We start from the raw sequence: 22,730 nt of genomic DNA on the forward strand, positions 1-22,730 counted from the left end.
CGAATTCAGCGATAGGCCTCCACCGGAACACAGGCGCAGAACAGATTGCGATCGCCGTAGACGTTGTCCACCCGGTTCACCGCCGGCCAGTACTTGTGGGCCCGGGCGTGGGCGCTGGGCAGCACCGCCTGCTCGATGCTGTAGGGCCGCTCCCAGATCCCGGTGATGTCCGCCAGGGTATGGGGCGCGCCCTTGAGCGGATTGTCTTCGGCCGGCCAATTGCCCTCCTGGACCTGGGCGATCTCGGCACGAATGCTCAGCATGGCCTCGACAAAGCGGTCCAGCTCGGCCTTGGACTCGCTTTCTGTGGGTTCCACCATCAGCGTGCCCGGCACCGGGAACGACATGGTCGGGGCATGGAAACCGTAGTCCATCAGACGCTTGGCCACATCCTCCTCGGTAATCCCGGTCAGGGCCTTGAGCGGCCGCAGGTCGAGAATGCATTCGTGGGCCACTCGGCCATTGCGCCCGCTATAGAGCACCGGGAAGGCACCACTGAGCTGGGCGGCCAGGTAATTGGCGGCGAGGATCGCCACCTCGCTGGCATCCGCCAGTTGCGGCCCCATCAGGGCGATGTACATCCAGCTGATTGGCAGGATACTGGCGCTGCCCCAGGGCGCCGCGCTGACCGCGCCATTCTCTGCAAGCGGCCCGTCGATCGGCACCACCGGATGATTGGCGACAAAGGGCGCCAGATGGGCGCGCACGCCGATGGGTCCCATCCCCGGCCCGCCGCCGCCATGGGGAATGCAGAACGTCTTGTGCAGGTTCATGTGCGAGACATCGGCGCCGATGTCCGCAGGTCGGGCCAGGCCCACCTGGGCATTGAGATTGGCGCCGTCCATGTACACCTGGCCGCCGTGGCTGTGGATAACTTCACAGATCTGGCTGATGCCCTCTTCATAGACGCCATGGGTCGAGGGGTAAGTGGCCATCAGGCAGGACAGCCGATCGCCGGCGGCCTGGGCCTTGACCGTCAGATCCTCCAGGTCGACGTTGCCGGCCTCATCGCACTCGACGATCACCACCTGCATCCCGGCCATCTGCGCCGAAGCCGGATTGGTGCCATGGGCCGAGGCCGGTATCAGGCAAATGTGCCGCCCGCCTTGCTGGCGGCTCTCGTGGTAACGACGAATGGCCAGTAACCCCGCGTACTCGCCCTGGGCACCGGAATTGGGCTGCATGCAGATGGCATCGAAGCCGGTGATCGCGCACAACCAACGCTCCAGTTCCTCGATCATCAAGGTGTAACCAGCGGCCTGTTCCCGGGGGGCGAAGGGGTGCAGATTGGCGAACTCCGGCCAGGTGATGGGGATCATCTCGCTGCTGGCATTGAGCTTCATGGTGCAGGAGCCCAGGGGGATCATCGACTGGTTGAGCGCCAGGTCCTTGTTCTCCAGTTGCTTGAGGTAGCGCAGCATCTCGGTTTCGCTGTGATGGGCGCTGAACACTGGATGGGTCAGGTAGGGGCTGCGGCGCAACAAGCTGTCAGGAAGACCCGAGGCCAGCGACTCGGCATCCAGTTCGGCGACGTCCAACCCATGGTCCGCGCCGAGAAACACGTCCAGCAGCCGGGCCACGGTGGTTTCGTCACAGGTCTCATCAAGGCTCAGGCCCAACTGGCCACGACCGAGAATCCGCAGGTTGATCTGCAGCGCCTTGGCGCTCTCGATGATCGCGGTCTGGCTACCGCCCACCTCCAGGGTCAAGGTGTCGAAAAAGTGCCGGTTGACCCGCGCTATGCCGTGACGTTCGAGGCCCGCAGCGAGGATGCAAGTCAAGCGATGCACCCGCTGGGCAATGCGCTTGAGGCCGGCCGGACCGTGATAGACCGCATAGAAGCTGGCGATGTTGGCCAACAACACCTGGGCGGTGCAGATATTGGAGTTGGCCTTCTCGCGGCGGATATGTTGCTCGCGGGTTTGCAGGGCCATGCGCAAGGCCACCTGTCCCCGGGCATCCTTGGACACGCCGATGATGCGCCCGGGCATCGCCCGCTTGTACTCGTCGCGACAAGCGAAAAACGCTGCGTGAGGACCGCCGTAGCCCATGGGCACGCCAAAGCGCTGGGAGGAACCCAGGACCACATCGGCCCCCAGCTCGCCGGGCGGGGTCAGTACCAGCAGACTGAGCAGATCGGCGGCCACACAGGCCAGGGCCTGCTGGGCATGCAATTGATCGATCAACGGCCGCAGGTCGCGGATCTCGCCGTGGGTATCCGGGTACTGCAACAGCGCGCCAAACACCTGATGCGTAGACAAGTTATCCACAGCGTCGACGATCACCTCGAAACCGAAACCCTCGGCCCGGGTGCGCACCACGGAGATAGTCTGGGGATGGCAGTGTTCATCGACAAAAAACAGATTGCTCCTGGACTTGGCCACGCGCTTGGCCAGCGCCATGGCCTCGGCCGCTGCGGTGGCCTCGTCCAGCAAAGAGGCATTGGCCAGATCGAGGCCGGTGAGGTCGATGGTCATCTGCTGGAAGTTCAGCAGGGCTTCGAGCCGGCCCTGGGCGATTTCCGGTTGGTAGGGCGTGTAGGCGGTGTACCAACCGGGGTTTTCCAACACGTTGCGCAGGATGACCGTCGGCGTCAGGGTGCCGTGGTAACCCATGCCGATCAGGCTGGTCCAGACCTGGTTCTGCGAGGCATAACCCTTGAGCTTGGCCAGGGCCGCCTGCTCGTCCAGTGCCGGCGGCAGGTCCAGGGCGCGGTTGAGGCGGATTCCCGGCGGCACCGTCTGCTCGATCAGCTCGATCCGACTGCCCAGCCCGAGACTGGCGAGCATCGCCTGCTGCTCCTCGGCATCGGGCCCCAGGTGCCGGTGGAGAAATGCGTTGGGCTCGCGTAACTGGCTCAGGGATGGCGACGGGGACATGGCAGGCTCTCTCCGATAAGCGGCGCTCAGCGTCGATGCAACAGGGTGCCAAGCAGCATAGCAGCCGATTCCCCGCGTCGACGCGCTGGCATCCCGAGGCAATCGGTACCATCATGCACAGCGTTCGCGCGCCGGCCCCGGTGCGCCTCAACCCCTGCTCTCATCGTCCGCTTATCGGGTGCCCCATCGTCATGAACCAACAGCCTTTCCTGCCGTTCTCCAAACCCACCATCGATGAATCCACCATCGCCGCCGTCGGCGAAGTGCTGCGTTCGGGCTGGATCACCAGTGGCCCCAAGGTCCAGGCTTTCGAGGCCCAGCTCTCGGAGTTCTTCGGCGGACGCACGGTACGCACCTTCAACTCCGGCACCTGCACCATGGAGATCGCCTTGCGCATTGCCGGCATCGGCCCTGGAGATGAAGTCATCACCACGCCGATTTCCTGGGTGGCCACCGCCAACGTGATCCTCGAAGTCGGAGCCACGCCGGTGTTCGCCGATATCGATCCAATCACCCGCAATATCGACCTGGATCAAGTCGAAGCCGCCATCACCCCGCGTACCAAGGCCATCATCCCGGTGTACCTCGCCGGCCTGCCGGTGGACATGAGCCGCCTCTATGCCCTGGCCAAGAAGCACGGCCTGCGGGTGGTCGAAGATGCCGCCCAGGCCCTGGGCTCCAGCTGGGATGGCCAACGCATCGGCGCCGGTGGCGACTTCGTGTCCTTCAGCTTCCAGGCCAACAAGAACGTCACCTCTTCAGAGGGCGGCTGCCTGGTACTCAACACACCGGAGGAAGTGCGCCTGGCCGAGAAGTACCGCCTGCAAGGCGTGACCCGCAACGGCTTCGACGGCTTGGATGTGGATGTGCTGGGGGGCAAGTTCAACATGACCGACGTCGCCGCTGCCATCGGCCTGGGCCAGTTCGCCCATATCGAGGCGATCACCGCCCACCGCCGTGAGCTGGCCCGGCACTACTTCGAATGCTTCGGCAGCGACTTCGAGGCCCGCTATGGCGCCCAGCTACCGCCGGCGGATTTCAGCAACAGTAACTGGCACCTGTTCCAACTGGTGCTGCCGGAGCGCAAGGACGGCAAGCCGGCTCGCGCCACCTTCATGGAGCAGATGCAGGAACGGGGCATCGGCATCGGCTATCACTACCCGCCGATCCACTTGCTGAGCCTGTACCGCGAGCGCGGTTTCAAGGAGGGAATGTTCCCGGTGGCGGAACGGGTCGGTCGTCTGATCGTCTCGTTGCCAATGTTCACTGCCATGAGCAAGGCCGACGTGGAACGTGCGGTGGCGGCAGTGAAAGAGGTGTTGCAGGCTTAAGCATCTTCGCGAGCAAGCTCGCTCCTGCAGAACGGGAGCGGGCCTGCTTGCAGGAACGGCTTACTCGCCGATGGCAGCCTTGTAGCCGGCAGCGTCCAGCAGCTTGTCCAGATCGGCCGGGTTGCTTGGCTTGAGCTTGAAGATCCAGGCACCGTAGGGGTCGCTGTTGAGCAGCTCGGGGCTGGCGCTCAACTCTTCGTTGACGGCGATCACTTCACCAGCCACCGGGGCATAGATGTCGGAAGCGGCCTTGACCGACTCCACCACACCCGCCTGGTCCCCTGCGCCAAACACGTTGCCAACTTCCGTCAGCTCGACGAATACCACATCGCCCAGGGCTTCCTGGGCGTGGTCGCTAATACCCACGGTCACACTGCCGTCGGCTTCCAGACGGGCCCATTCGTGACTATCGGCAAAACGCAGGTGGGCAGGGATATCGCTCATGTTCAGTGTCCTCAAGAAGAAATGTCAGCGGCGCAATGCCGGTGCAAAAAGTTAGATCAAGGTTTTGCCATGGCGCACGAAAGTCGGTTTGACCACCCGAACCGGGTACCACTTGCCACGGATTTCCACTTCAGCACGGTCGGCGGTGGCCATCGGCACCCGCGCCAGTGCGATCGATTTACTCAGCGTAGGGGAGAAACTACCACTGGTGATCTCACCTTCGCCAACATCGGCGATGCGAACCACCTGATGTGCGCGCAAAACCCCGCGCTCTTCCAGGACCAGGCCCACCAATTTCTGCTTTATCCCAGATGCTCGCTCGGCCTCCAGGGCGGTGCGGCCGATGAATTTGCGCGAGGCCGGTTCCCAAGCAATGCTCCAGGCCATGTTCGCCGCCAGGGGCGAGACGTCCTGGTGAATGTCCTGGCCATAGAGGTTCATGCCGGCTTCCAGACGCAGGGTATCCCGAGCGCCCAGACCGATGGGCGAGATCCCCGCCCCCACCAGATCGTTGAAAAAGGCCGGTGCCTGGTCGGCGGGCAGGACGATCTCCAGACCGTCCTCACCGGTGTAGCCGGTGCGGGCAATGAACCAGTCACCGTCGAAACCGGCTTCGAATGGCTTGAGCTGCTGGATCAGCGTACCGCGCGACTGGGTCACCAGTTCGGCAATCTTGTTGCGCGCCTGTGGGCCCTGGATCGCCAGCATCGCCAGCTCCGGGCGCTCACGTAACTGCACCTGGAAATCCCCCAGCTGCGCCTGCATCCAGGCCAGGTCCTGGTCACGGGTCGCGGCGTTGAGCGCCAGGCGATAAGCGTCTTCGAGGCGATAGACGATCATGTCGTCGACGATGCCGCCATGTTCGTTGAGCATGGTGCTGTACAGAGCCTGGCCGGGTCTTTGCAGACGCTCGACATCATTGGCCAGCAACTGCTGAAGCCAGGCCTTGGCCTGGGCACCGCTGACATCGATCACGGTCATGTGGGATACATCGAACACACCGCAATCACGTCGCACCTGATGGTGCTCCTCGACCTGCGAGCCGTAATGCAAAGGCATATCCCAACCGCCAAAATCGACCATTTTCGCGCCGAGGGCGAGATGCAGGTCATACAGAGGCGTACGCTGTCCCATGGGTTTCTCCTTCCGGGCGTGGCGAGGGTGCGGACTGGCGCTGCTAGGGTGAAAGCCTTGAAATAGATGGCTTACAGCCGATTTCAGCGTCCCGGCCAAACAACAGGCCGCACCGAATGCCGCGCATTGTAGCCGCAAGGTGGAAGGCTGGCACCTAACCGATTCGATGGGCCGAGCGACGAATCAGGCCAATCACCGGCAGCAGCCCCACCAGCACCAAGGTCAGTGCCGGCAACGAAGCTCGCGCCCACTCCCCTTCACTGGTCATTTCGAAGATCCGCACCGCCAGCGTGTCCCAGCCGAACGGGCGCATCAGCAAGGTGGCGGGCATTTCCTTGAGCACATCGACGAACACCAGCAAGGCGGCGCTCAAGGTCCCGGGCAGCAACAGCGGCAGATACACTTTGAAAAACAGTCGCGGGCCGCTGACTCCGAGGCTGCGCGCCGCTTCAGGCAACGAGGGGCGAATCCGCTCCAGGCTGTTTTCCAGGGGCCCGTAGGCCACCGCGATAAAACGCACCAGATAGGCCAGCAACAAGGCGGACAGGCTGCCCAGCAACAGCGGCTTGCCGGCCCCGCCCAACCAGCCGGAAAGCGGGATCACCAGTTCCCGGTCCAGGTAGCTGAAAGCCAGCATGATCGATACCGCCAGCACCGAGCCGGGCAAGGCGTAACCGAGATTGGCCAGGCTGACCCCGGCCCGGATGCCTCGGGTCGGCGCCAGGCGTCGGGCGAATGCCAACAGCAACGCCACGCTGACGGTGATCAGCGCCGCCATCCCTCCCAGGTACAGGGTGTGGACAATCAGCCCGGCATAGCGCTCATCCAGGTCGAAGCGCCCGCGCTGCCAGAACCACACCAGCAATTGCAGCAGCGGGATCACGAAGGCACAGGCGAATACCAGCAGACACCAGCCCGTGGCCGCAACGGCCTTGAGTCCAGACAGGTGGTACAACGCCTTGCCCCGTGGCCGCTCGTGGCCGGTGCGACTGGCGCCACGGGCGCGTCGTTCGCCGTACAGCACCAGCATCACCGCCAGCAGCAACAGGCTGGCCAGCTGTGCGGCGCTGGAGAGACTGAAAAAGCCGTACCAGGTCTTGTAGATGGCGGTAGTGAAGGTATCGAAGTTGAACACCGACACCGCGCCGAAATCCGCCAGGGTCTCCATCAGTGCCAGGGCGACCCCAGCGCCGATGGCCGGCCGCGCCATGGGCAGCGCCACACGCCAAAAGGCCTGCCAGGGCGACTGTCCAAGCACTCGGGCGGCCTCCATCAACCCTTTGCCCTGGGCCAGGAAGGCGTTGCGTGCCAACAGGTAGACGTAGGGATAGAACACCAGCACCAGCACCAGGATCACACCGCCGGTGGAGCGCACTCTCGGTAGCCGCAACCCGGTGCCGAACCAATCCCGCAGCAGGCTTTGCACCGGTCCGGAAAAATCCAGCAGGCCGACGAAGACAAAGGCCAGTACATAGGCCGGGATCGCGAAAGGCAGCATCAGCGCCCAATCCAGCCAGCGCCGCCCGGGAAACTCGCAGAGGCTGGTGAGCCAGGCCAGGCTCACTCCCAGCAGGGTCACGCCCACACCCACCCCAAGCACCAGGGTCAGGGTGTTGCTCAGCAGACGCGGCATCTGGGTATCCCACAGGTGGGACCAGATCTGCTGATCGACGGCCTGCCAGGACAACAGCAACACGCTGAGCGGCAGCAGGACCAGGGCCGCTACGGCGAAGACCAGGGGATACCAGCGACGTTGGGCGGGATGGGCCACAAAAAGCTCTCGGGCAGATGGGACAGACAAACGTGCTTGCGGACAGCGTTGGTGGCGAGGGCCGTTAAAGAAAACGCCCCGCAAAAGCGGGGCGCAGTATAACGGCAGGCTCAGTTCCAGCCAGCGCGGTCCATCAAGCGGATGGCTTCGGCCTGGCGCTTGCCGGCGATCTCAACCGGCAAGGTATCGGCGACGAACTTGCCCCAGCTGGCCACTTCCGCAGAAGGCGCCACCGCCGGGTTGGCCGGGAACTCCTGGTTGACGTCGGCGAAGATCTTCTGCGCTTCAGGCGTGGTCATCCACTCCACCAGCGCCTTGGCCGCCTCCGGATGCGGCGCGTGCTTGGTCAGGCCGATACCCGACAGGTTGACGTGCACCCCGCGATCGCCCTGGTTCGGCCAGAACAGCTTCACCGCCAGATCTGGCTTCTGCTTGTGCAGGCGGCCGTAGTAGTAGGTGTTGACGATGCCAACGTCACACTGACCGGCGTTGATCGCATCCAGCACCGCGATGTCATCGGAGAACACATCGGTGGACAGGTTGTTGACCCAGCCCTTGACGATCTCTTCGGTTTTCTCGGCACCATGGGTTTCGATCAGGGTGGCGGTCAGCGACTGGTTGTAGACCTTCTTCGCGGTACGCAGGCACAGACGGCCTTCCCACTGCTTGTCGGCCAGGGCTTCATAGGTGGTCAGTTCGGAAGGTTTGACCCGGTCCGTAGAGTAGGCCAGGGTCCGCGCCCGCAGGCTCAGGCCGGTCCAGGCGTGGTTGGAAGAGCGATATTGCAGGGGAATGTTGCTGTCGATGACCTTGGAGGTGAACGGTTGCAAGATGCCCATCTGCTCGGCTTGCCAGAGGTTGCCGGCGTCCACGGTGAGCAGCAGGTCGGCGGTGGCGTTTTCGCCTTCGGCCTTGATCCGCTGCATCAGCGGCGCTTCCTTGTCGGTGATGAACTTGATCTTCACCCCGGTCTTCTGGGTGTAGGCATCGAACACCGGCTTGATCAGCTCATCGATACGCGAGGAGTAGACCACGACTTCATCGGCAGCATGGGCGGTGCCGCCGATGAGTGTGAGTGCCAGGGCGGTCAGTAGACGCTTCGGTGCCAACATGGGAGCAGTCTCTCGATTTCAAAATGAGGCGAAATGATAAGGACTCCCATTTGCCATCTCAACCGAACCCGGCGCCGAGGAGTTACCAGATGTTGCGTAGGGTCGTCCTCTCAGACGCTTCGCCGGCCAGCCGGCTCCTACGCTCTGGCCAGTTCCGGGAGATCGCCGCTCAGGCCCAGTGCCTGACGCACGAACAGCGCTTTGGCCTCGGGCATCTGGTCGATCACCTTGAGGCCGGTGTTGCGCAGCCAGCGCATGGGCAGCGGGTCGGCCTGGAACAACCGTTCGAAGCCCTCCATGGCAGCCATCAGCGCCAGGTTGTGAGGCATGCGCCGGCGCTCGAAACGGCTCAGCACCTTGACCTCGGCCAAGCGCTCGCCACGGCTGGCCGCTTGCAGCAGCACTTCGGCCAGCACCGCAGCATCGAGGAAGCCCAGATTGACCCCCTGCCCCGCCAGCGGATGAATGGTGTGGGCAGCATCGCCGATCAGCGCCAGGCCTTCGGCCACGTAACGCTTGGCGTGGCGCTGGCGCAGCGGTACACAGAGCCGCGGGTCGGCACCGAGCACCTTGCCTAAACGGCCTTCGAAGGCGCGCTCCAGCTCAGCGCAAAACGCCGTGTCATCCAGAGCCATCAGGCGTTCGGCCTCGGTGGGCGTGGTGGACCAGACAATGGAGCACCAATCGTGCTGCCCATCCCGTACCAGCGGCAAAAACGCCAGTGGGCCGGTATCGGTGAAACGTTGCCAGGCCGTCAGTTGATGCGGCTGACTGCTACGCACGCTGGTAACAATGGCGTGGTGCAGGTAATCCCACTCGCGGGTGGCGCAGCCGGTCAGGCGACGTACGGCCGAATTGGCACCATCCGCGGCGATCACCAACGGCGCGCGCAGCACTCGGCCGTCCGCCAGGGTCAGCAACCAGTCATCACCTGAGCGGCGCATCTGCTCCAGGCGGGCGTTGGCCAACAAACCGATGTCGCATTCGTGCAAACGCTCGAGCAAGGCGTCCTGCACCACGCGGTTCTCGACGATATGCCCCAGCACCTCGGCATGCACGCTGGAGGCCGAGAAATGGATCTGCCCGGTGCCGCTGCCGTCCCAGACCTGCATGTCGCAGTAGGGGCTGCTGCGCCGTCCGGCAATACCGTCCCAGGCGCCAAGGCGCTGCAGAATCCGCTGGCTGGCGGCCGACAAGGCACTGACCCGCGGTTCGAACGGCGACTCGGCGTCGAAGGGTTTGACACTCAGGGAGCCGCCATCGAGCAGCAGCACTTCCAGGCCACTGCCCTGCAATGCCAACGCCAAGGCACTGCCGACCATTCCGGCTCCGACAATCAGCACATCTGCGCGCATTTCCATGCTTTAGGCCTGTCTCGCTTGCGGCTTGAGCCGCACATAAAGGGTTTTATCGACCCGCGCCACCAGGGTGCCGGAGCCGTCATGAATCTCGACCTGCAACTGCGGCAGGTACTTCTCGCCACTGGCAGTCTGCCGACAAACCTCGTCGAGCAACGCCTGGTCGATGCTGAACCGAGCAAACACCGGGCCCTTGCCCGGAGCGATGAAATCGATGGCTGCGGCCTTGTCCCAGACGATGTAGTCGCGCCCCAGGTTCTCCATGAGCATCAGCATGAAGAACGGGTCCACCATCGAATACAGGCTGCCACCGAACTGGGTGCCGACATAGTTGCGGTTGTACCAGCCCAGGCCCATGGAGACCTGGACTTCGCGGAAATCCGCACTGATCTGGCGAATCCGTACACCGGCCCCAAGGTAGGGTGGATACAGGTTCAACACCCAGCGCAAAAGACGCGCCTTACCGACGCGTCGGGTCAACCACTCACGCATCCGGACGAGTGCCCAGACCCATGGCCTGGCGCGCGAACCAGCGCTTGGCCGGGGGCAACAGGTCCAGCCCGAGCAAACCAAGATTGCGCCCCACCGACAGCAGCGGCAGCTTGCTACCGAACAGCCGCGTAACCTGATCGGAGAAACCCACGGTCAGGTTCTGGTCCAGGCGCTGGCGCTCGCGATAAGCCTGCAGCACGGCAAAGTCGCCCGGCTGCTGCTCGCTGGCCAACAAGGCATCCGCCAGGGCCTGGGCATCACGCAACGACAGGTTGAAACCCTGCCCGGCAATCGGATGCAGGCTGTGGGCGGCATTGCCCAGCACCACCAGATGGGGGCGTACCTGCTCTTCGGCTTCTACCAGAGACAGCGGATACAGATGCCGCGCCCCCACTTGCTTCAAGGTGCCCAGGCGATAACCGAATACGCCCTGCAATTCGCTGAGGAAACTACGGTCATCCAGGTCGGCCAGACGCTGAGCGTCCATGCCCTGGCGGGTCCAGATCAACGCGCAGCGATTTTCCGGCAATGGCAGCAACGCCATCGGCCCGTCATCGGTGAAGCGCTCGAAGGCCATGCCATTGTGGGCTTCGCTGGGGGTGATGTTGGCAATCAGCGCACTCTGGTTATAGGGGCGATTCTTGACCCCGATACCCAACTGTTCACGCAGGCCGGAGCGGCCACCGTCGGCGAGCACCGCGAGGTCGCATTCCAGCGTGGTTTCGTCATTCAGGGTCAGGCGATAGCCGCCTTCCAGAGGTTCCAGGCGGGTGACTTCCGCCGGGCAGCGCCAACTGATCACGTCCTTGTCCAGACCTTGCCACAGGCACTGGCCGAGCCAGGCGTTTTCCACCACATAACCCAGGGCCGGAACCCCTTCTTCCATGGCCGACAGGCGCGCGGTGGAAAACCGCCCGCGGTCGGACACGTGAATCTGCTTGATCGGCTCGGCGCGCCGGGAAATCGCCTGCCACAGGCCCAGGCGCTGATAGATCTGCCGGGCGCCAAAGGACAGGGCCGAGGAGCGGGCATCGTAGCTGGGCTGGAAACTGTCGCCGGGGGCAAAGGGTTCGATCAGCACGATCTTCCAGCCCCGGGCTTTGGCTCCGGCCTGCAGGGCCAGGGCCAGGCTGGCGCCGACCAGGCCGCCGCCGATGATTGCCAGATTGACCCGGCTCATGAGGCCTGGACCTGGGCAGCAGCCATCAGCGCCTCGATCTCGGCGACGCTTTTCGGCACGCCACCTGTCAGAATTTCACAGCCCTGCTTGGTCACTACCACGTCGTCCTCGATGCGCACGCCAATGCCGCGCCACTTCTTCGCCACTTGCTGGTTGTCCGGGGAGATGTAGATGCCCGGCTCCACGGTCAGCGCCATGCCGACCTCCAACACCCGCCACTCGCCGCCGACCTTGTATTCGCCGACATCGTGTACATCCATGCCCAGCCAGTGCCCGGCGCGGTGCATGTAAAACGCCTTGTAGGCCTCGCTGGCGATCAGTTCGTCGACCTCGCCTTCCAGCAGGCCCAGTCTCACCAGGCCGGCTGTGATCACCCGAACCGTCGCCTCATGGGCCTGGTTCCAGTGCTTGTTCGGGGCGATCTCGGCAAATGCCGCTTCCTGGGACGCCAGCACCAACTCGTAGATCGCCTTCTGCTCGGGAGAGAACTTGCCATTGACCGGCCAGGTACGGGTGATATCGCTGGCGTAGCAGTCGATTTCACAACCGGCGTCGATCAACACCAGATCACCGTCCTTGAGCAGGGCGTCATTCTGTTGGTAGTGCAGGATGCAGCTGTTGCGCCCCGCCGCGACGATGGAGCCATAGGCCGGCATCTTCGCTCCCCCCTTGCGGAACTCGTAGTCCAGTTCGGCTTCCAGGCTGAATTCGTACAGCCCGGCGCGACTGGCCTGCATGGCCCGGATATGGGCCTGGGCGGAAATCCGCGCAGCCTCGCGCATCACCTTCACTTCTGCCGCCGATTTATACAGACGCATGTCGTGCAGCAGATGATCCAGGGCAACAAATTCGTTCGGCGGCTGGGCGCCAAGGTGCGCTTTAGAGCGGATCACGTTGATCCAGTCCATCAGGTGGCGATCAAATTCCGGGTTGCTGCCCATGGCCGAATAGACCCGGTCACGACCTTCGATCAGGCCCGGGAGAATGTCGTCGATATCGGTGATGGGAAATGCATCGTCCGCGCCGTAGTCACGGATCGCGCCTTCCTGGCCGGCCCGCAGGCCATCCCACAGTTCCCGTTCGGCATTGCGCTCACGACAGAACAGCACGTACTCGCCATGCTCGCGACCGGGCATCAGCACGATCACGGCCTGGGGCTCGGGAAAACCGCTGAGGTATTGGAAATCACTGTCCTGACGGTAGACGTGCTCCACATCGCGGTTGCGAATGGCCACGGCCGCCGCCGGCAGGATCGCAATGCTGTTGGGCTCCATCTGCGCCATGAGCGCCTTGCGGCGACGGCTGTATTCCGCTCTAGGGATATGAATCATGGGCAGATGCAGTTCCCTGTCAGTCAGTGCAGAGAAGGCTTGGCAGCCGGTGCAACGGTCTTGTTGGTTTCGGTGAACAGCAGCAATGGCGCGACCCGCAGGTATTCCATCACTTCCATGTAGTCGCTTTCACCATCGTCGGACTCTTCCAGCGCATCCTGTACCTGAGCGATGGCTGCAAGGTCCTGCAACACTTCCGTGGCCTCGACGCTCAGGGCGCTGCTGTCACGGGAGTTGAGGCCGAAACCGGCGAGGAAACCCTGGCACCACTGGCCCAGGGCCGCGGCACGTTCGGTCAATGGCGCGTCGTCGCTGGGCAGCAGCAGGACCACGGTCATGTCGTCGCTGGTGAGCTCGCCCTTGACCATTTCCTGCAGGCCGATCAAGGCATTGCGCACGTTGTCTTGTGGCTCGCCTTCGAGCAGCTCGGAAGCGTCCACCAGCCAGCCGTCGACCTCGAAGCCGGCGCCGGCGCAGCTACGGCCCAGCAACAGGCCGTGCAATTCGGCAGGAGAAACAGGATGACCGCTGCTGCTGAGCAGGGTGGCGAAGGCGTTGTACGGGGAATTCTGAATGGGCATGGGCAGCTAGGCGCCAAGCGGCGCAATGTCTAGAATGAAGGCCTTGTATCGTAGGGCGTGTCATCATTCATTGCCAGCGCCGCGTTGCGCCTTGCGCCCCGTTACAGCGGTCCGCGGGGCCTTGGGCGACGGACAGATTGCCGACCGGACAGCACCCGATGCGCCAGGACCGTTCAGGCCGTCCAGGCGCTGCCCAGCCAGTTGCCACTCATTAGACCAACTTCAGTGGGACACAATGGAAGACACCGACCTGCACGCACTGATGGCCAGACTCGAACTGCTTATTACCCGGGTCGAGCAACTAAAGAGTCAAAACGCACTCTTATTAGCTCAGGAAAAGACCTGGCGCGAGGAACGCGCGCACCTCATTGAAAAAAACGAAATCGCCCGGCGTAAGGTCGAATCGATGATTTCGCGCCTCAAGGCCCTGGAGCAAGACTCATGAGTTCAAGCAATAGCGTTACCGTGCAGATCCTCGACAAAGAATATTCGATCATCTGCCCCCAGGAAGAACGCAGCAATCTGGTGAGCGCCGCCCGTTACCTGGACGGCAAGATGCGCGAGATCCGCAGCAGCGGCAAAGTCATAGGCGCCGATCGCATCGCCGTCATGGCCGCCTTGAACATCACCCACGACCTGCTGCATCGCCAGGAACGTCCAGATGTGCAGGCCAGTGCCACCACCCGCGAACAGGTACGAGATCTGCTGGAACGTGTTGATCTGGTCCTGGCCACCGATTCGGACGCAAGCAAGGCTGATTCCTGATAACGCTTGCGGTATACTTGCGCCACTCCCTGGGGTGCTTGCCAGTTGGCGATGTCCCTGAGCCGATTCGCACTACCCTGGAAGTTGCACGTTGGGCTGGTGTGCATGTCCGCTAGACGGAAAGCCTTAAAGCCTGCTGCATCTTCCGCCTTGAACTTTCGGGTTCAAGGGCTAAGTCGACAGCGGTTCACCTGGGGAGCCTGAATTGTCACCCAATGCCAGTTATCCATGCTGGCATTGGTTTTTCCGGGTAGGCTGTTCTGCCATGTCCGACCTTCCATAGCCTCTTCCATGACCGAACCTGCGCCGCTTTCCCGCCCGCAACTTCGACGCATGCTGCGTAAAGCCCGTCGTGCTCTGACACCTGCCCAGCAACGCCAGGCCGCCTGCGGGCTGTACCGCCAACTGGCGCAGAATCCGGTATTTCGCCGAGCCCGACACCTGTCCCTGTACCTGCCCACTGACGGAGAAATCGATCCGCGCCTGCTGCTGCGTGCCGCGCAACGTCGGGGCAAGGCCACCTATTTGCCTGTGCTCAGTGCCTGGCCGCGGACCAAAATGGTCTTCCAGCGCGTGCGCCCCGGAGAAAAACTACGCCCTAACCGCTTTCGTATCCTCGAACCCAGGATCAACGTCGCATGCCAACGCAAAGTCTGGGCGCTGGATCTGGTGCTCCTGCCCTTGGTGGGATTCGACGAAGACGGTGGGCGCCTGGGAATGGGCGGCGGCTTCTACGACCGCAGCCTGGCCTACCTGGCGCGGCGCAAGAGCTGGCGCAAGCCGAAGCTGCTGGGGCTGGCCCATGAATGTCAGAAAGTCGCGAGACTGGATCAGGCCAGTTGGGATGTGCCGCTACAGGGCACCGTGACTGATCAGGGATGGTACTGCGCCCGATAGACGTCGCGTTCGCTCAGCGACGCCGGGACAGATTCAGCGCTTGAAGGGTTGCGGCTGTTGGGCAATCTCGATCGGGGCATCGGTCTTGTTGGCCCACAAGCTCTGCGCATAACCGGTGGTCACGACGCCCAAACCGAACAAAATAACCAAAACCCATAGTAAATCCGGTTGGCGTTTCATCGATTGCCCCCCCTCGGGCAAGTCACACACGATGACAGCAACGGTTTCCATAACAGGCCGTGCAGCAGCGTCAAGCTTAAAATCCCGGCATTCTGCGATAACGTGAACCGACACGCAAATGCTGGCGTCAACCGACTGTCGGTTTGTCATAAAATCCTCCGACAACCTGCCCAACCACCCTTTGGAGGGTAAGAAAGATGGCCTATTGGCTGATGAAATCCGAGCCAGACGAACTCTCGATCCAGGACCTGAACAAGCTTGGCCAGGCTCGTTGGGACGGGGTGCGCAACTACCAGGCACGCAACTTTCTGCGCGCCATGGCCGTCGGCGATGAGTTCTTCTTCTACCACTCCAGTTGTCCGGAGCCGGGCATCGCCGGCATCGGCCGAATCATCAAGACGGCCTACCCGGACCCCACGGCCCTGGAGTCGGACAGCGTCTACTTCGACCCCAAGTCCAGCGCCGAGAAAAATGCCTGGAGCGCAATCGACGTAGCCCACGTGGAAACCTTCAACAAGGTCCTGCGCCTGGACTATCTCAAGCAGCAGACAGCCCTCGCTGAAATGCCCCTGGTGCAAAAAGGCAGTCGCCTGTCCGTCATGCCAGTGACCACAGAACAATGGGCAACCGTGCTCTCTCTACGCTGACCCACCCACCCCGGCGTGCCGTGGCCTGGCAAGCGCCACGGCACTCGCTCCAGTTTTTTGCCCCGATCGCCATGCAGCCTGCGAACAATAGGTTTAGGCTTGGCCCTTTCATTTGACGAGCATCAAGCGGGTAAAAGCCTTGATCCGTCAGACTAGGACGCTATAGCCGCAGGACGCAGAACACATGTCGACGAACCACCGTTCTTCCCGCCTTTTCGCTGTTTCCCTCTTGATTCTGTTGCTCGCCGCTGGTGGCTTCGGTTACTGGAAATCCCTCCAGGACCGTCTGCCGGAAGGGTTGAGCATGGGCAATGGCCGCCTCGAAGCCACCGAGGTGCAGATCGCCAGCAAGATTCCCGGGCGGCTGGCGGAAGTGCGGGTCAATGAAGGCGACAAAGTGCTCCAGGGCCAACTGCTGGCCCGCATGGACACCCGCACCCTGGAGGCCCAGCGCAGCCAGGCCGAAGCCGAAGTGCTGCGCGCCCGGGAAAACCTCTCCGCCGCAGAAGCCAACGTGCAACTGCGCCAGAGCGAGTTGCTCCTGGCCAATCAGGAACTCAAGCGCTCCCAGGAACTGTTCAGGCGCGGCTTCGCCAGCCAACAGATCATCGATCAGCAACAGGCTCGGCTGAACACCGGAAATGCAGCCGTGCTGGCGGCCCAGGCTCAGGTTGCAGCGGTCAAGGCCGCTATCGGCGCCGCCCTGGCCCAGGTTGCCCAGCTCACCAGCGAGATCGACGACAGCAGCCTGCGAGCCCCCATCGACGGCATCATCCAACTGCGTCTGGCCGAACCTGGCGAAGTACTGGGGGCCGGCGGCCGAGTACTGCTGTTGATCGATCCCAACGACCAATACATGAACCTTTACCTGCCAGCCTCGGTCACCGGACGCCTGACGGTGGGCGATGAGTCGCGGATTGTTCTCGACGCCCTGCCCAACCAGCCACTGCCGGCGAAGATCAGCTTCGTCGCGGCCAAGTCGCAATTCACCCCCAAAGAAGTGGAAACCCGGGACGAACGCCAGAAACTGGTATTCCGGGTCAAGGTGCGCCTGACTCAACCCACCGCCGTGCCCCAGGCCAAACCGGGCATGCCCGGTGCCGGTTATGTGCGCACCGCCCCCGTGGACTGGCCGGCTAACCTGCAATGAGTGCCCTGGCGCTGCACGCCACCGGCATCAGCCATCGCTACGGCGCCCAACAGGCCCTGATCGACATCAGCTTCAGCCTCCCGGCAGGCACGCGCTGCGGCCTGATCGGTCCTGACGGTGCCGGCAAGTCGAGCCTTCTCGGGCTGATTGCCGGGGTCAAGAAGCTTCAGCAAGGCGAGCTCGAGGTACTCGGCGGAGCCATCTCCCAGCGCCGCCACCGCAGCAGCCTCTACCCGCGTATCGCCTTCATGCCCCAGGGGCTGGGGGGCAACCTGTATCCCGAGCTGTCCATCAGCGAAAACATCCGCTTCTTCGCCACCCTGTTCGGTCTGCCCCGTGACGAATGCGACCAGCGCATGCACAGCCTGCTGCTGGCCACCGACCTGCTGCGTTTTGCCGAACGCCCGGCGGGCAAGCTGTCCGGTGGGATGAAGCAGAAACTCGGTCTGTGCTGCGCGCTGATCCACGAACCGGATCTGTTGATCCTCGACGAACCCACCACCGGGGTCGATCCGCTTTCCCGCCGACGCTTCTGGGAACTGGTGGAGGATGTGCGCCAGCAACGGCCACAACTGACCCTGTTGGTGGCCACCGCCTACATGGAAGAAGCCGAACAGTTCGAGCATTGCCTGATGCTCGACCAGGGCAAATTGATCGCCCAGGGCCTGAGCCGAGAGCTGGCGCAGGTGACGGGCAGCGGCAAGCTGGACGATGCCTTCACCCATTTCCAGGGTGACAGCGGCCACGACAACCAGCCCCTGGTGATCCCGCCCCGCTCCGGCGACGCTCAGGACATCGCCATCGAAGCCCACGAACTGACCTTGCGCTTCGGTGACTTCACCGCAGTCAACAAGGTGAGCTTCGCCATTGGTCGCGGAGAGATCTTCGGCTTCCTCGGCTCCAACGGCTGCGGCAAGACCACCACCATGAAAGTCCTCACTGGGCTGATGCCCGCCACTGAAGGCAGCGCCAAACTGCTGGGCAATCCGGTGGACGCCAAGGACCTGGCCACCCGCAAGCGGGTCGGCTTCATGTCCCAGAGTTTTTCTCTTTATGGCGAACTCAGCGTGCGCCAGAACCTGGAGCTGCATGCCCGCCTGTTCGACCTGCCGAAAACCGAGAGCGGCCCACGCATCGAGGAACTGATCCAGCGCTTCGACCTGGGCGCAATCGCCGAGCAGCAATCCGGCGCCCTGCCCCTGGGCCTGCGCCAGCGCCTGTCCCTGGCGGTGGCGGTGCTGCATCGCCCGGAAGTGCTGATCCTTGACGAACCCACCTCCGGGGTCGACCCGGCGGCCCGTGACGATTTCTGGCGCCTGCTGATCGAGTTGTCCCGAGATCAGGGGGTGACGATCTTCCTCTCCACCCACTTCATGAACGAGGCCCAGCGCTGCGACCGCATCTCGCTGATGCACGCCGGCAAGGTACTGGCCTGCGACACTCCGGCGGCGCTACAACAGCAATTTGCCGGTGAAACGCTGGAGGCGGCTTTCGTCCGCTGCCTGGAAGAGGCCCAAGGGCCTGCGGACACACCGCCGCCTCCGCAACCCGCAGCCGCCGGCAGCACCATCGCGCCTCCGCGCTCGGGCCTGAGCCTGGCCCGACTGCTGGCGGTGGCGACCCGGGAGGGCAAGGAACTACTGCGGGACAAAGTGCGCCTGGGCTTTGCCCTGCTAGGGGCGATCTTCATGATGGTGATCTTTGGCTACGGCATTTCCCTGGATGTGGAAAAACTCGCCTTCGCCGTCTACGACCAGGACCAGACGCCGCAAAGCCGCGCCTACCTGGAGGCCTTCCGCAGCTCACGCTACTTCGAGGAAAAACCCACCATCCGCAGCTCCGCCGAACTGCATCGGCGCCTGCAGCGTTCGGAGATCAAGCTGGCCCTGGAAATCCCTCCCGGCTTTGGCCGTGACCTGTATGCCGGCCGCCAACCGGCGGTGGCGGCCTGGCTGGATGGCGGCATGCCGTTTCGCGCGGAAACCAGCCGCAACTACGTCGAGGCAGTGCACCAGGCCAACCTCGAGCGCCTGGCTGAACAAAGCAGTCCGGCACTTAACTCAAGGCCCGCAGCCAAGCTGGAAACACGCTTTCGCTACAACCAGGACGTAGTCAGCGTCAACGCCATCGGCCCCGGGGTCATGGCGCTGATCCTGGCGTTCATTCCGGCCATGCTTACCGCCCTGGGCATCGTTCGCGAAAAGGAACTGGGCTCGATCACCAACTTCTATGCCACCCCGCTGACCCGCCTGGAGTTCCTCCTTGGCAAGCAGGCGCCGTACCTGGCCGTGAGCCTGGTCAACCTGGGATTGCTGGTGGCCATGAACCGCTGGCTGTTCGGCGTGCCCTTCAAGGGCAGCGGCCTGACCCTGGCCCTGGGCGGCGTACTCTACGTGCTGGCCACCACCAGCATGGGTCTGCTGATCTCGGCCTTCACCCGCACGCAGATCGCGGCGATTCTCGGCACCATGATCATCACCAGCCTGCCCACGATCCAGTTCTCCGGGCTGATCGTACCGCGCTCATCCCTGGAAGGATCGGCGGCGATCATGGGGCAGTTATTCCCCGCCGGGTACTTCCTCGACATCGCCGTCGGCACCTTCACCAAGGCCCTGGACCTACGGGAGCTGTGGCCTCAATGCCTGGCACTGATCGGGTTCTTCCTCGGTTTCACCGGGCTCAGCCTGATCATGTTGAAAAAGCAGGAGGTCTGATGAATCGACTCGCCCACATCCTGCGCCTGGGGCTCAAGGAGCTCACCAGCCTGCGTCACGACAGCGTCTTGCTGCTGTTCCTGCTGTATGCCTTCACCGTGGCCATCTACCTGCCGGCAGCCGGCTCGGTCATTGGCGTACACAACGCTAGCGTGGCCCTGGTGGATGAAGACCACAGCGCACTGTCACGACAATTGGCAGAAGCCCTGCAACCACCGGAGTTCCAGAACCCGGTCGCCCTGCCCTACGACCAACTGGACAAGGTGATGGACAGCGGTCAGTACACTTTTGTGATCAACATCCCCGCCAACTTCCAGAGCGACCTGCTGGCCGGCCGCCAGCCGGCGGTGCAGGTCAACGTCGACGCCACCGCCATGAGCCAGGCGTTCATGGGCGCCGGCTACATTGGCCGGATCTTCCAGCGCGAGTTGCTCAACTATGCCAACCAGGCGGATGCCGCGAGCAAGGCCCCGGCCCTGCTCACCACCCGCGCGCTGTTCAACACTAACCTGGAGGGAGGCTGGTTTCTTGCGGTGATCCAGATCGTCAACAACATCACCATCCTGGCGATCGTGCTCACCGGTACCGCGCTGCTGCGCGAGCGCGAGCACGGCACCCTCGACCACTTGCTGGTACTGCCGCTGACGGCCCTGGAGATCATGCTGGCGAAAATCTGGAGCAATATGCTGGTGGTGGTGCTGTGCACCTGGATATCGCTGGAGGTGATAGTCAAAGGCGTGCTGGGGGTACCACTGGCGGGCTCAATGGGGCTGTTCCTGATGGTCACCGCGTTGTATCTGTTCGCCAGCACCGCCTTGGGGATCTTCCTTGCCACCCTGGCCCGCTCAACCCCGCAGTTCGGCCTGCTGGCGATCCCGGTGATCATTCCCATGCTGCTGTTGTCCGGTGGCAGCACGCCGCTGGACAGCATGCCGCAATGGCTGCAATGGGTCATGCAGGGCTCACCCTCGACCCATTTCGTCAGCCTCAGCGCGGCAATCCTGTTTCGCGATGCCGGGGTCAACGTCGTCTGGCCGGACCTGCTGGCGCTGACAGCAATCGGCCTGCTGTTCTTCGCCATCGCCCTGGCGCGCTTTCGCAAAAGCCTCGCCTCATGACTCGCACCCGGTAGGAGCCGGCTTGCCGGCGAAGGACCCTTCAGCCCTGCATCGCCCGCTAGGACGTCTTCGCTGGCAAGCCAGCTCCTACTGCTGGCAGGGTTACTGGATGATTAGGTTGTTGAACAGCAGATCTTCCACCACCGGCTTGCCGGTTTCATCGTTCATCACCTGTTGCACCTGCTTGAGGGCTTCCTGGCGCAGCTTTTCCTTGGCCTCGACGTTGTTCATGGTGTCGGTGGTCTGCTGGGCGAACAGCGCCACCAACTGATTGCGAATCAGTGGCTCGTTGGCCTTGACCGCCTGGGCCGAGGCATCGCCGGTCACCCGCAGAGCCACGTCAGCCTTGTAGACCTTAAGCTTGGGGCCGCCATCCAGGCCGTAGTTGCCTACGAATGGTGGGCTCAGGCTGATGTAGCTGACTTTCGGTGCTTCGCCTTCTTTGGCCTCTTCAGCCCCGGCTGCCATCGGCAGAGAGAGGGCCAGCAGCAACATGATCCACGCTTTCACAATTCGCTCCTTAATCCGGTTTGCGGCCTAGCATAAAGGCCCGCCCGCCTGAGCCCAAGCACAAGCTTATGGCTGACCATCAGGGCTGGGCATGCTCGTTGACCGCCTGATTCACACTCCTACACTTATCGGCCACCACTCCCAAAGGAATAGCCCTGATGAAAGCCGTGCTGTGCAAAGCCTTCGGCCCCGCCGAAACGCTGGTGCTGGAAGAGGTCGCAAGTCCCGTGCCGAAGAAGAACGAGGTCCTGCTGGACGTGCATGCCGCAGGGGTCAACTTCCCGGACACCCTGATCATCGAGGGCAAATACCAGTTCAAGCCGCCGTTCCCTTTCTCCCCGGGCGGCGAAGCGGCCGGTGTGGTCAGTGCAGTGGGCGAGAAGATCAGCCATCTCAAGGTTGGCGACCGAGTCATGGCCCTGACCGGCTGGGGCAGCTTCGCCGAGCAGGTGGCGGTGCCGGGCTACAACGTGCTGCCGATTCCTGCCGCCATGGACTTCAACACCGCTGCCGCCTTCAGCATGACCTACGGCACCTCGATGCACGCCCTCAAGCAGCGGGGCAACCTGCAACCCGGTGAAACCCTGCTGGTGCTCGGTGCCTCGGGCGGAGTCGGACTGGCGGCGGTGGAAATCGGCAAGGCCATGGGCGCCCGGGTAATCGCCGCCGCCAGCAGCGCGGAAAAGCTCGCCGTGGCCAAGGCCGCCGGCGCCGATGAGCTGATCAACTACAGCGAAAGCAACCTGAAGGACGAGATCAAGCGCCTGACCGATGGCAACGGTGCCGACGTGATCTACGATCCGGTGGGCGGTGACCTGTTCGACCAGGCCATCCGCTCCATTGCCTGGAATGGCCGCCTGCTGGTGGTGGGCTTTGCCAGCGGGCGCATTCCCGAACTGCCCGTGAACCTGGCGCTGCTCAAGGGAGCGGCTGTGGTGGGTGTGTTCTGGGGCTCCTTCGCCCAACGCCAACCCCAGGACAACGCCGCGAATTTCCAGCAGCTGTTCGGCTGGTTCGCCGAAGGCAAACTGAAACCGCTGGTATCCCAGGTCTACCCACTGATCGAAGCCGCCCGGGCCATTGATGACCTCGGTCAGCGCAAAGCAGTGGGTAAAGTCGTGGTACAGGTTCGCTAA

General features: G+C 63.1%; 21 protein-coding genes and 1 other RNA gene. 10 read left to right on the forward strand and 12 right to left on the reverse strand.

Annotated elements, in window-relative coordinates:
* Window positions 1–5: 5 nt before the first annotated feature.
* A complete protein-coding gene (gene gcvP / locus FW796_RS11715; RefSeq protein WP_346633325.1) occupies window positions 6–2,879 on the reverse strand; it encodes an aminomethyl-transferring glycine dehydrogenase in 2,874 nt (957 codons plus the stop codon).
* 191 nt (window positions 2,880–3,070) lie between these two features.
* Here gcvP and FW796_RS11720 point away from each other — a divergent pair, with 191 nt between their 5' ends.
* Window positions 3,071–4,210 carry a DegT/DnrJ/EryC1/StrS family aminotransferase gene (locus FW796_RS11720; protein WP_346633326.1) on the forward strand — a complete coding sequence of 380 codons (1,140 nt, stop codon included), beginning with the start codon at window positions 3,071–3,073 and terminating at the stop codon, window positions 4,208–4,210.
* Between the two features lie 60 nt (window positions 4,211–4,270).
* Here the strand turns inward: FW796_RS11720 and gcvH are convergent, their stop codons facing one another.
* The 9 genes from gcvH to FW796_RS11765 all read right to left on the reverse strand — a co-directional run bounded on the left by gcvH (window position 4,271) and on the right by FW796_RS11765 (window position 13,613).
* Entirely contained in the window at window positions 4,271–4,654 is a 384-nt protein-coding gene (gene gcvH, locus FW796_RS11725) for a glycine cleavage system protein GcvH (RefSeq protein ID WP_346633327.1), read from the reverse strand.
* A 51-nt stretch (window positions 4,655–4,705) separates the two neighbouring features.
* Window positions 4,706–5,788, reverse strand: coding sequence for a glycine cleavage system aminomethyltransferase GcvT (gene gcvT / locus FW796_RS11730; protein ID WP_346633328.1), 1,083 nt, complete (start codon window positions 5,786–5,788; stop codon window positions 4,706–4,708).
* A gap of 154 nt (window positions 5,789–5,942) precedes the next feature.
* Window positions 5,943–7,559 (reverse strand): ABC transporter permease, encoded by a 1,617-nt coding sequence (locus FW796_RS11735; protein WP_346633329.1) that lies wholly within the window; start codon window positions 7,557–7,559, stop codon window positions 5,943–5,945.
* A 110-nt stretch (window positions 7,560–7,669) separates the two neighbouring features.
* On the reverse strand, window positions 7,670–8,671 hold the full coding sequence (locus FW796_RS11740) for an extracellular solute-binding protein (RefSeq protein ID WP_346633330.1): 1,002 nt from the start codon (window positions 8,669–8,671) through the stop codon (window positions 7,670–7,672).
* A 137-nt stretch (window positions 8,672–8,808) separates the two neighbouring features.
* Window positions 8,809–10,026, reverse strand: coding sequence for a 2-octaprenyl-3-methyl-6-methoxy-1,4-benzoquinol hydroxylase (locus tag FW796_RS11745; protein ID WP_346633433.1), 1,218 nt, complete (start codon window positions 10,024–10,026; stop codon window positions 8,809–8,811).
* 9 nt (window positions 10,027–10,035) lie between these two features.
* Window positions 10,036–10,521, reverse strand: coding sequence for a DUF4442 domain-containing protein (locus FW796_RS11750; protein WP_346633331.1), 486 nt, complete (start codon window positions 10,519–10,521; stop codon window positions 10,036–10,038).
* Window positions 10,514–11,701 (reverse strand): 2-octaprenyl-6-methoxyphenyl hydroxylase, encoded by a 1,188-nt coding sequence (ubiH, locus tag FW796_RS11755; RefSeq protein ID WP_446439383.1) that lies wholly within the window; start codon window positions 11,699–11,701, stop codon window positions 10,514–10,516. Before ubiH ends, FW796_RS11750 begins: the two co-directional genes overlap by 8 nt.
* The gene (gene pepP / locus FW796_RS11760; protein ID WP_346633333.1) at window positions 11,698–13,032 is read right to left on the reverse strand and encodes a Xaa-Pro aminopeptidase; all 1,335 of its coding nucleotides are present in this window, start codon (window positions 13,030–13,032) and stop codon (window positions 11,698–11,700) included. Before pepP ends, ubiH begins: the two co-directional genes overlap by 4 nt.
* A 23-nt stretch (window positions 13,033–13,055) precedes the next feature.
* Window positions 13,056–13,613, reverse strand: coding sequence for a YecA/YgfB family protein (locus FW796_RS11765; RefSeq protein ID WP_123726759.1), 558 nt, complete (start codon window positions 13,611–13,613; stop codon window positions 13,056–13,058).
* Between the two features lie 235 nt (window positions 13,614–13,848).
* Here FW796_RS11765 and FW796_RS11770 point away from each other — a divergent pair, with 235 nt between their 5' ends.
* The 4 genes from FW796_RS11770 to FW796_RS11785 all read left to right on the forward strand — a co-directional run bounded on the left by FW796_RS11770 (window position 13,849) and on the right by FW796_RS11785 (window position 15,275).
* A complete protein-coding gene (locus FW796_RS11770; RefSeq protein WP_011064144.1) occupies window positions 13,849–14,058 on the forward strand; it encodes a TIGR02449 family protein in 210 nt (69 codons plus the stop codon).
* The gene (locus FW796_RS11775) at window positions 14,055–14,378 is read left to right on the forward strand and encodes a cell division protein ZapA (protein WP_016962902.1); all 324 of its coding nucleotides are present in this window, start codon (window positions 14,055–14,057) and stop codon (window positions 14,376–14,378) included. The genes FW796_RS11770 and FW796_RS11775 overlap by 4 nt, the downstream gene beginning before the upstream one ends.
* Before the next feature lie 23 nt (window positions 14,379–14,401).
* A non-coding RNA gene (gene ssrS, locus FW796_RS11780) (6S RNA) lies at window positions 14,402–14,580 on the forward strand.
* Between the two features lie 89 nt (window positions 14,581–14,669).
* Complete coding sequence (locus tag FW796_RS11785; protein ID WP_446439384.1) at window positions 14,670–15,275, forward strand: 5-formyltetrahydrofolate cyclo-ligase; 606 nt, start codon at window positions 14,670–14,672, stop codon at window positions 15,273–15,275.
* 33 nt (window positions 15,276–15,308) lie between these two features.
* On the opposite strand, the gene FW796_RS11790 is transcribed toward FW796_RS11785, so the two are convergent.
* Window positions 15,309–15,605, reverse strand: coding sequence for a hypothetical protein (locus tag FW796_RS11790; protein WP_446439468.1), 297 nt, complete (start codon window positions 15,603–15,605; stop codon window positions 15,309–15,311).
* 47 nt (window positions 15,606–15,652) lie between these two features.
* On the opposite strand from FW796_RS11790, the gene FW796_RS11795 reads away from it, so the two are divergent.
* The 4 genes from FW796_RS11795 (at window position 15,653) to FW796_RS11810 (ending at window position 21,084) form a co-directional block, all read left to right on the forward strand.
* The gene (locus FW796_RS11795; protein WP_346633335.1) at window positions 15,653–16,102 is read left to right on the forward strand and encodes an EVE domain-containing protein; all 450 of its coding nucleotides are present in this window, start codon (window positions 15,653–15,655) and stop codon (window positions 16,100–16,102) included.
* A gap of 184 nt (window positions 16,103–16,286) precedes the next feature.
* On the forward strand, window positions 16,287–17,252 hold the full coding sequence (locus FW796_RS11800) for an HlyD family secretion protein (RefSeq protein WP_446439385.1): 966 nt from the start codon (window positions 16,287–16,289) through the stop codon (window positions 17,250–17,252).
* The gene (gene rbbA / locus FW796_RS11805) at window positions 17,249–19,966 is read left to right on the forward strand and encodes a ribosome-associated ATPase/putative transporter RbbA (protein ID WP_446439386.1); all 2,718 of its coding nucleotides are present in this window, start codon (window positions 17,249–17,251) and stop codon (window positions 19,964–19,966) included. Before FW796_RS11800 ends, rbbA begins: the two co-directional genes overlap by 4 nt.
* Window positions 19,966–21,084, forward strand: coding sequence for an ABC transporter permease (locus FW796_RS11810; RefSeq protein ID WP_123726764.1), 1,119 nt, complete (start codon window positions 19,966–19,968; stop codon window positions 21,082–21,084). Before rbbA ends, FW796_RS11810 begins: the two co-directional genes overlap by 1 nt.
* 102 nt (window positions 21,085–21,186) lie before the next feature.
* Here the strand turns inward: FW796_RS11810 and FW796_RS11815 are convergent, their stop codons facing one another.
* The gene (locus tag FW796_RS11815) at window positions 21,187–21,594 is read right to left on the reverse strand and encodes a flagellar basal body-associated protein FliL (RefSeq protein WP_123726765.1); all 408 of its coding nucleotides are present in this window, start codon (window positions 21,592–21,594) and stop codon (window positions 21,187–21,189) included.
* 158 nt (window positions 21,595–21,752) lie between these two features.
* Here FW796_RS11815 and FW796_RS11820 point away from each other — a divergent pair, with 158 nt between their 5' ends.
* Window positions 21,753–22,730, forward strand: coding sequence for an NADPH:quinone oxidoreductase family protein (locus FW796_RS11820; protein ID WP_446439387.1), 978 nt, complete (start codon window positions 21,753–21,755; stop codon window positions 22,728–22,730).

The organism is Pseudomonas sp. 910_21 (genome assembly GCF_052850735.1).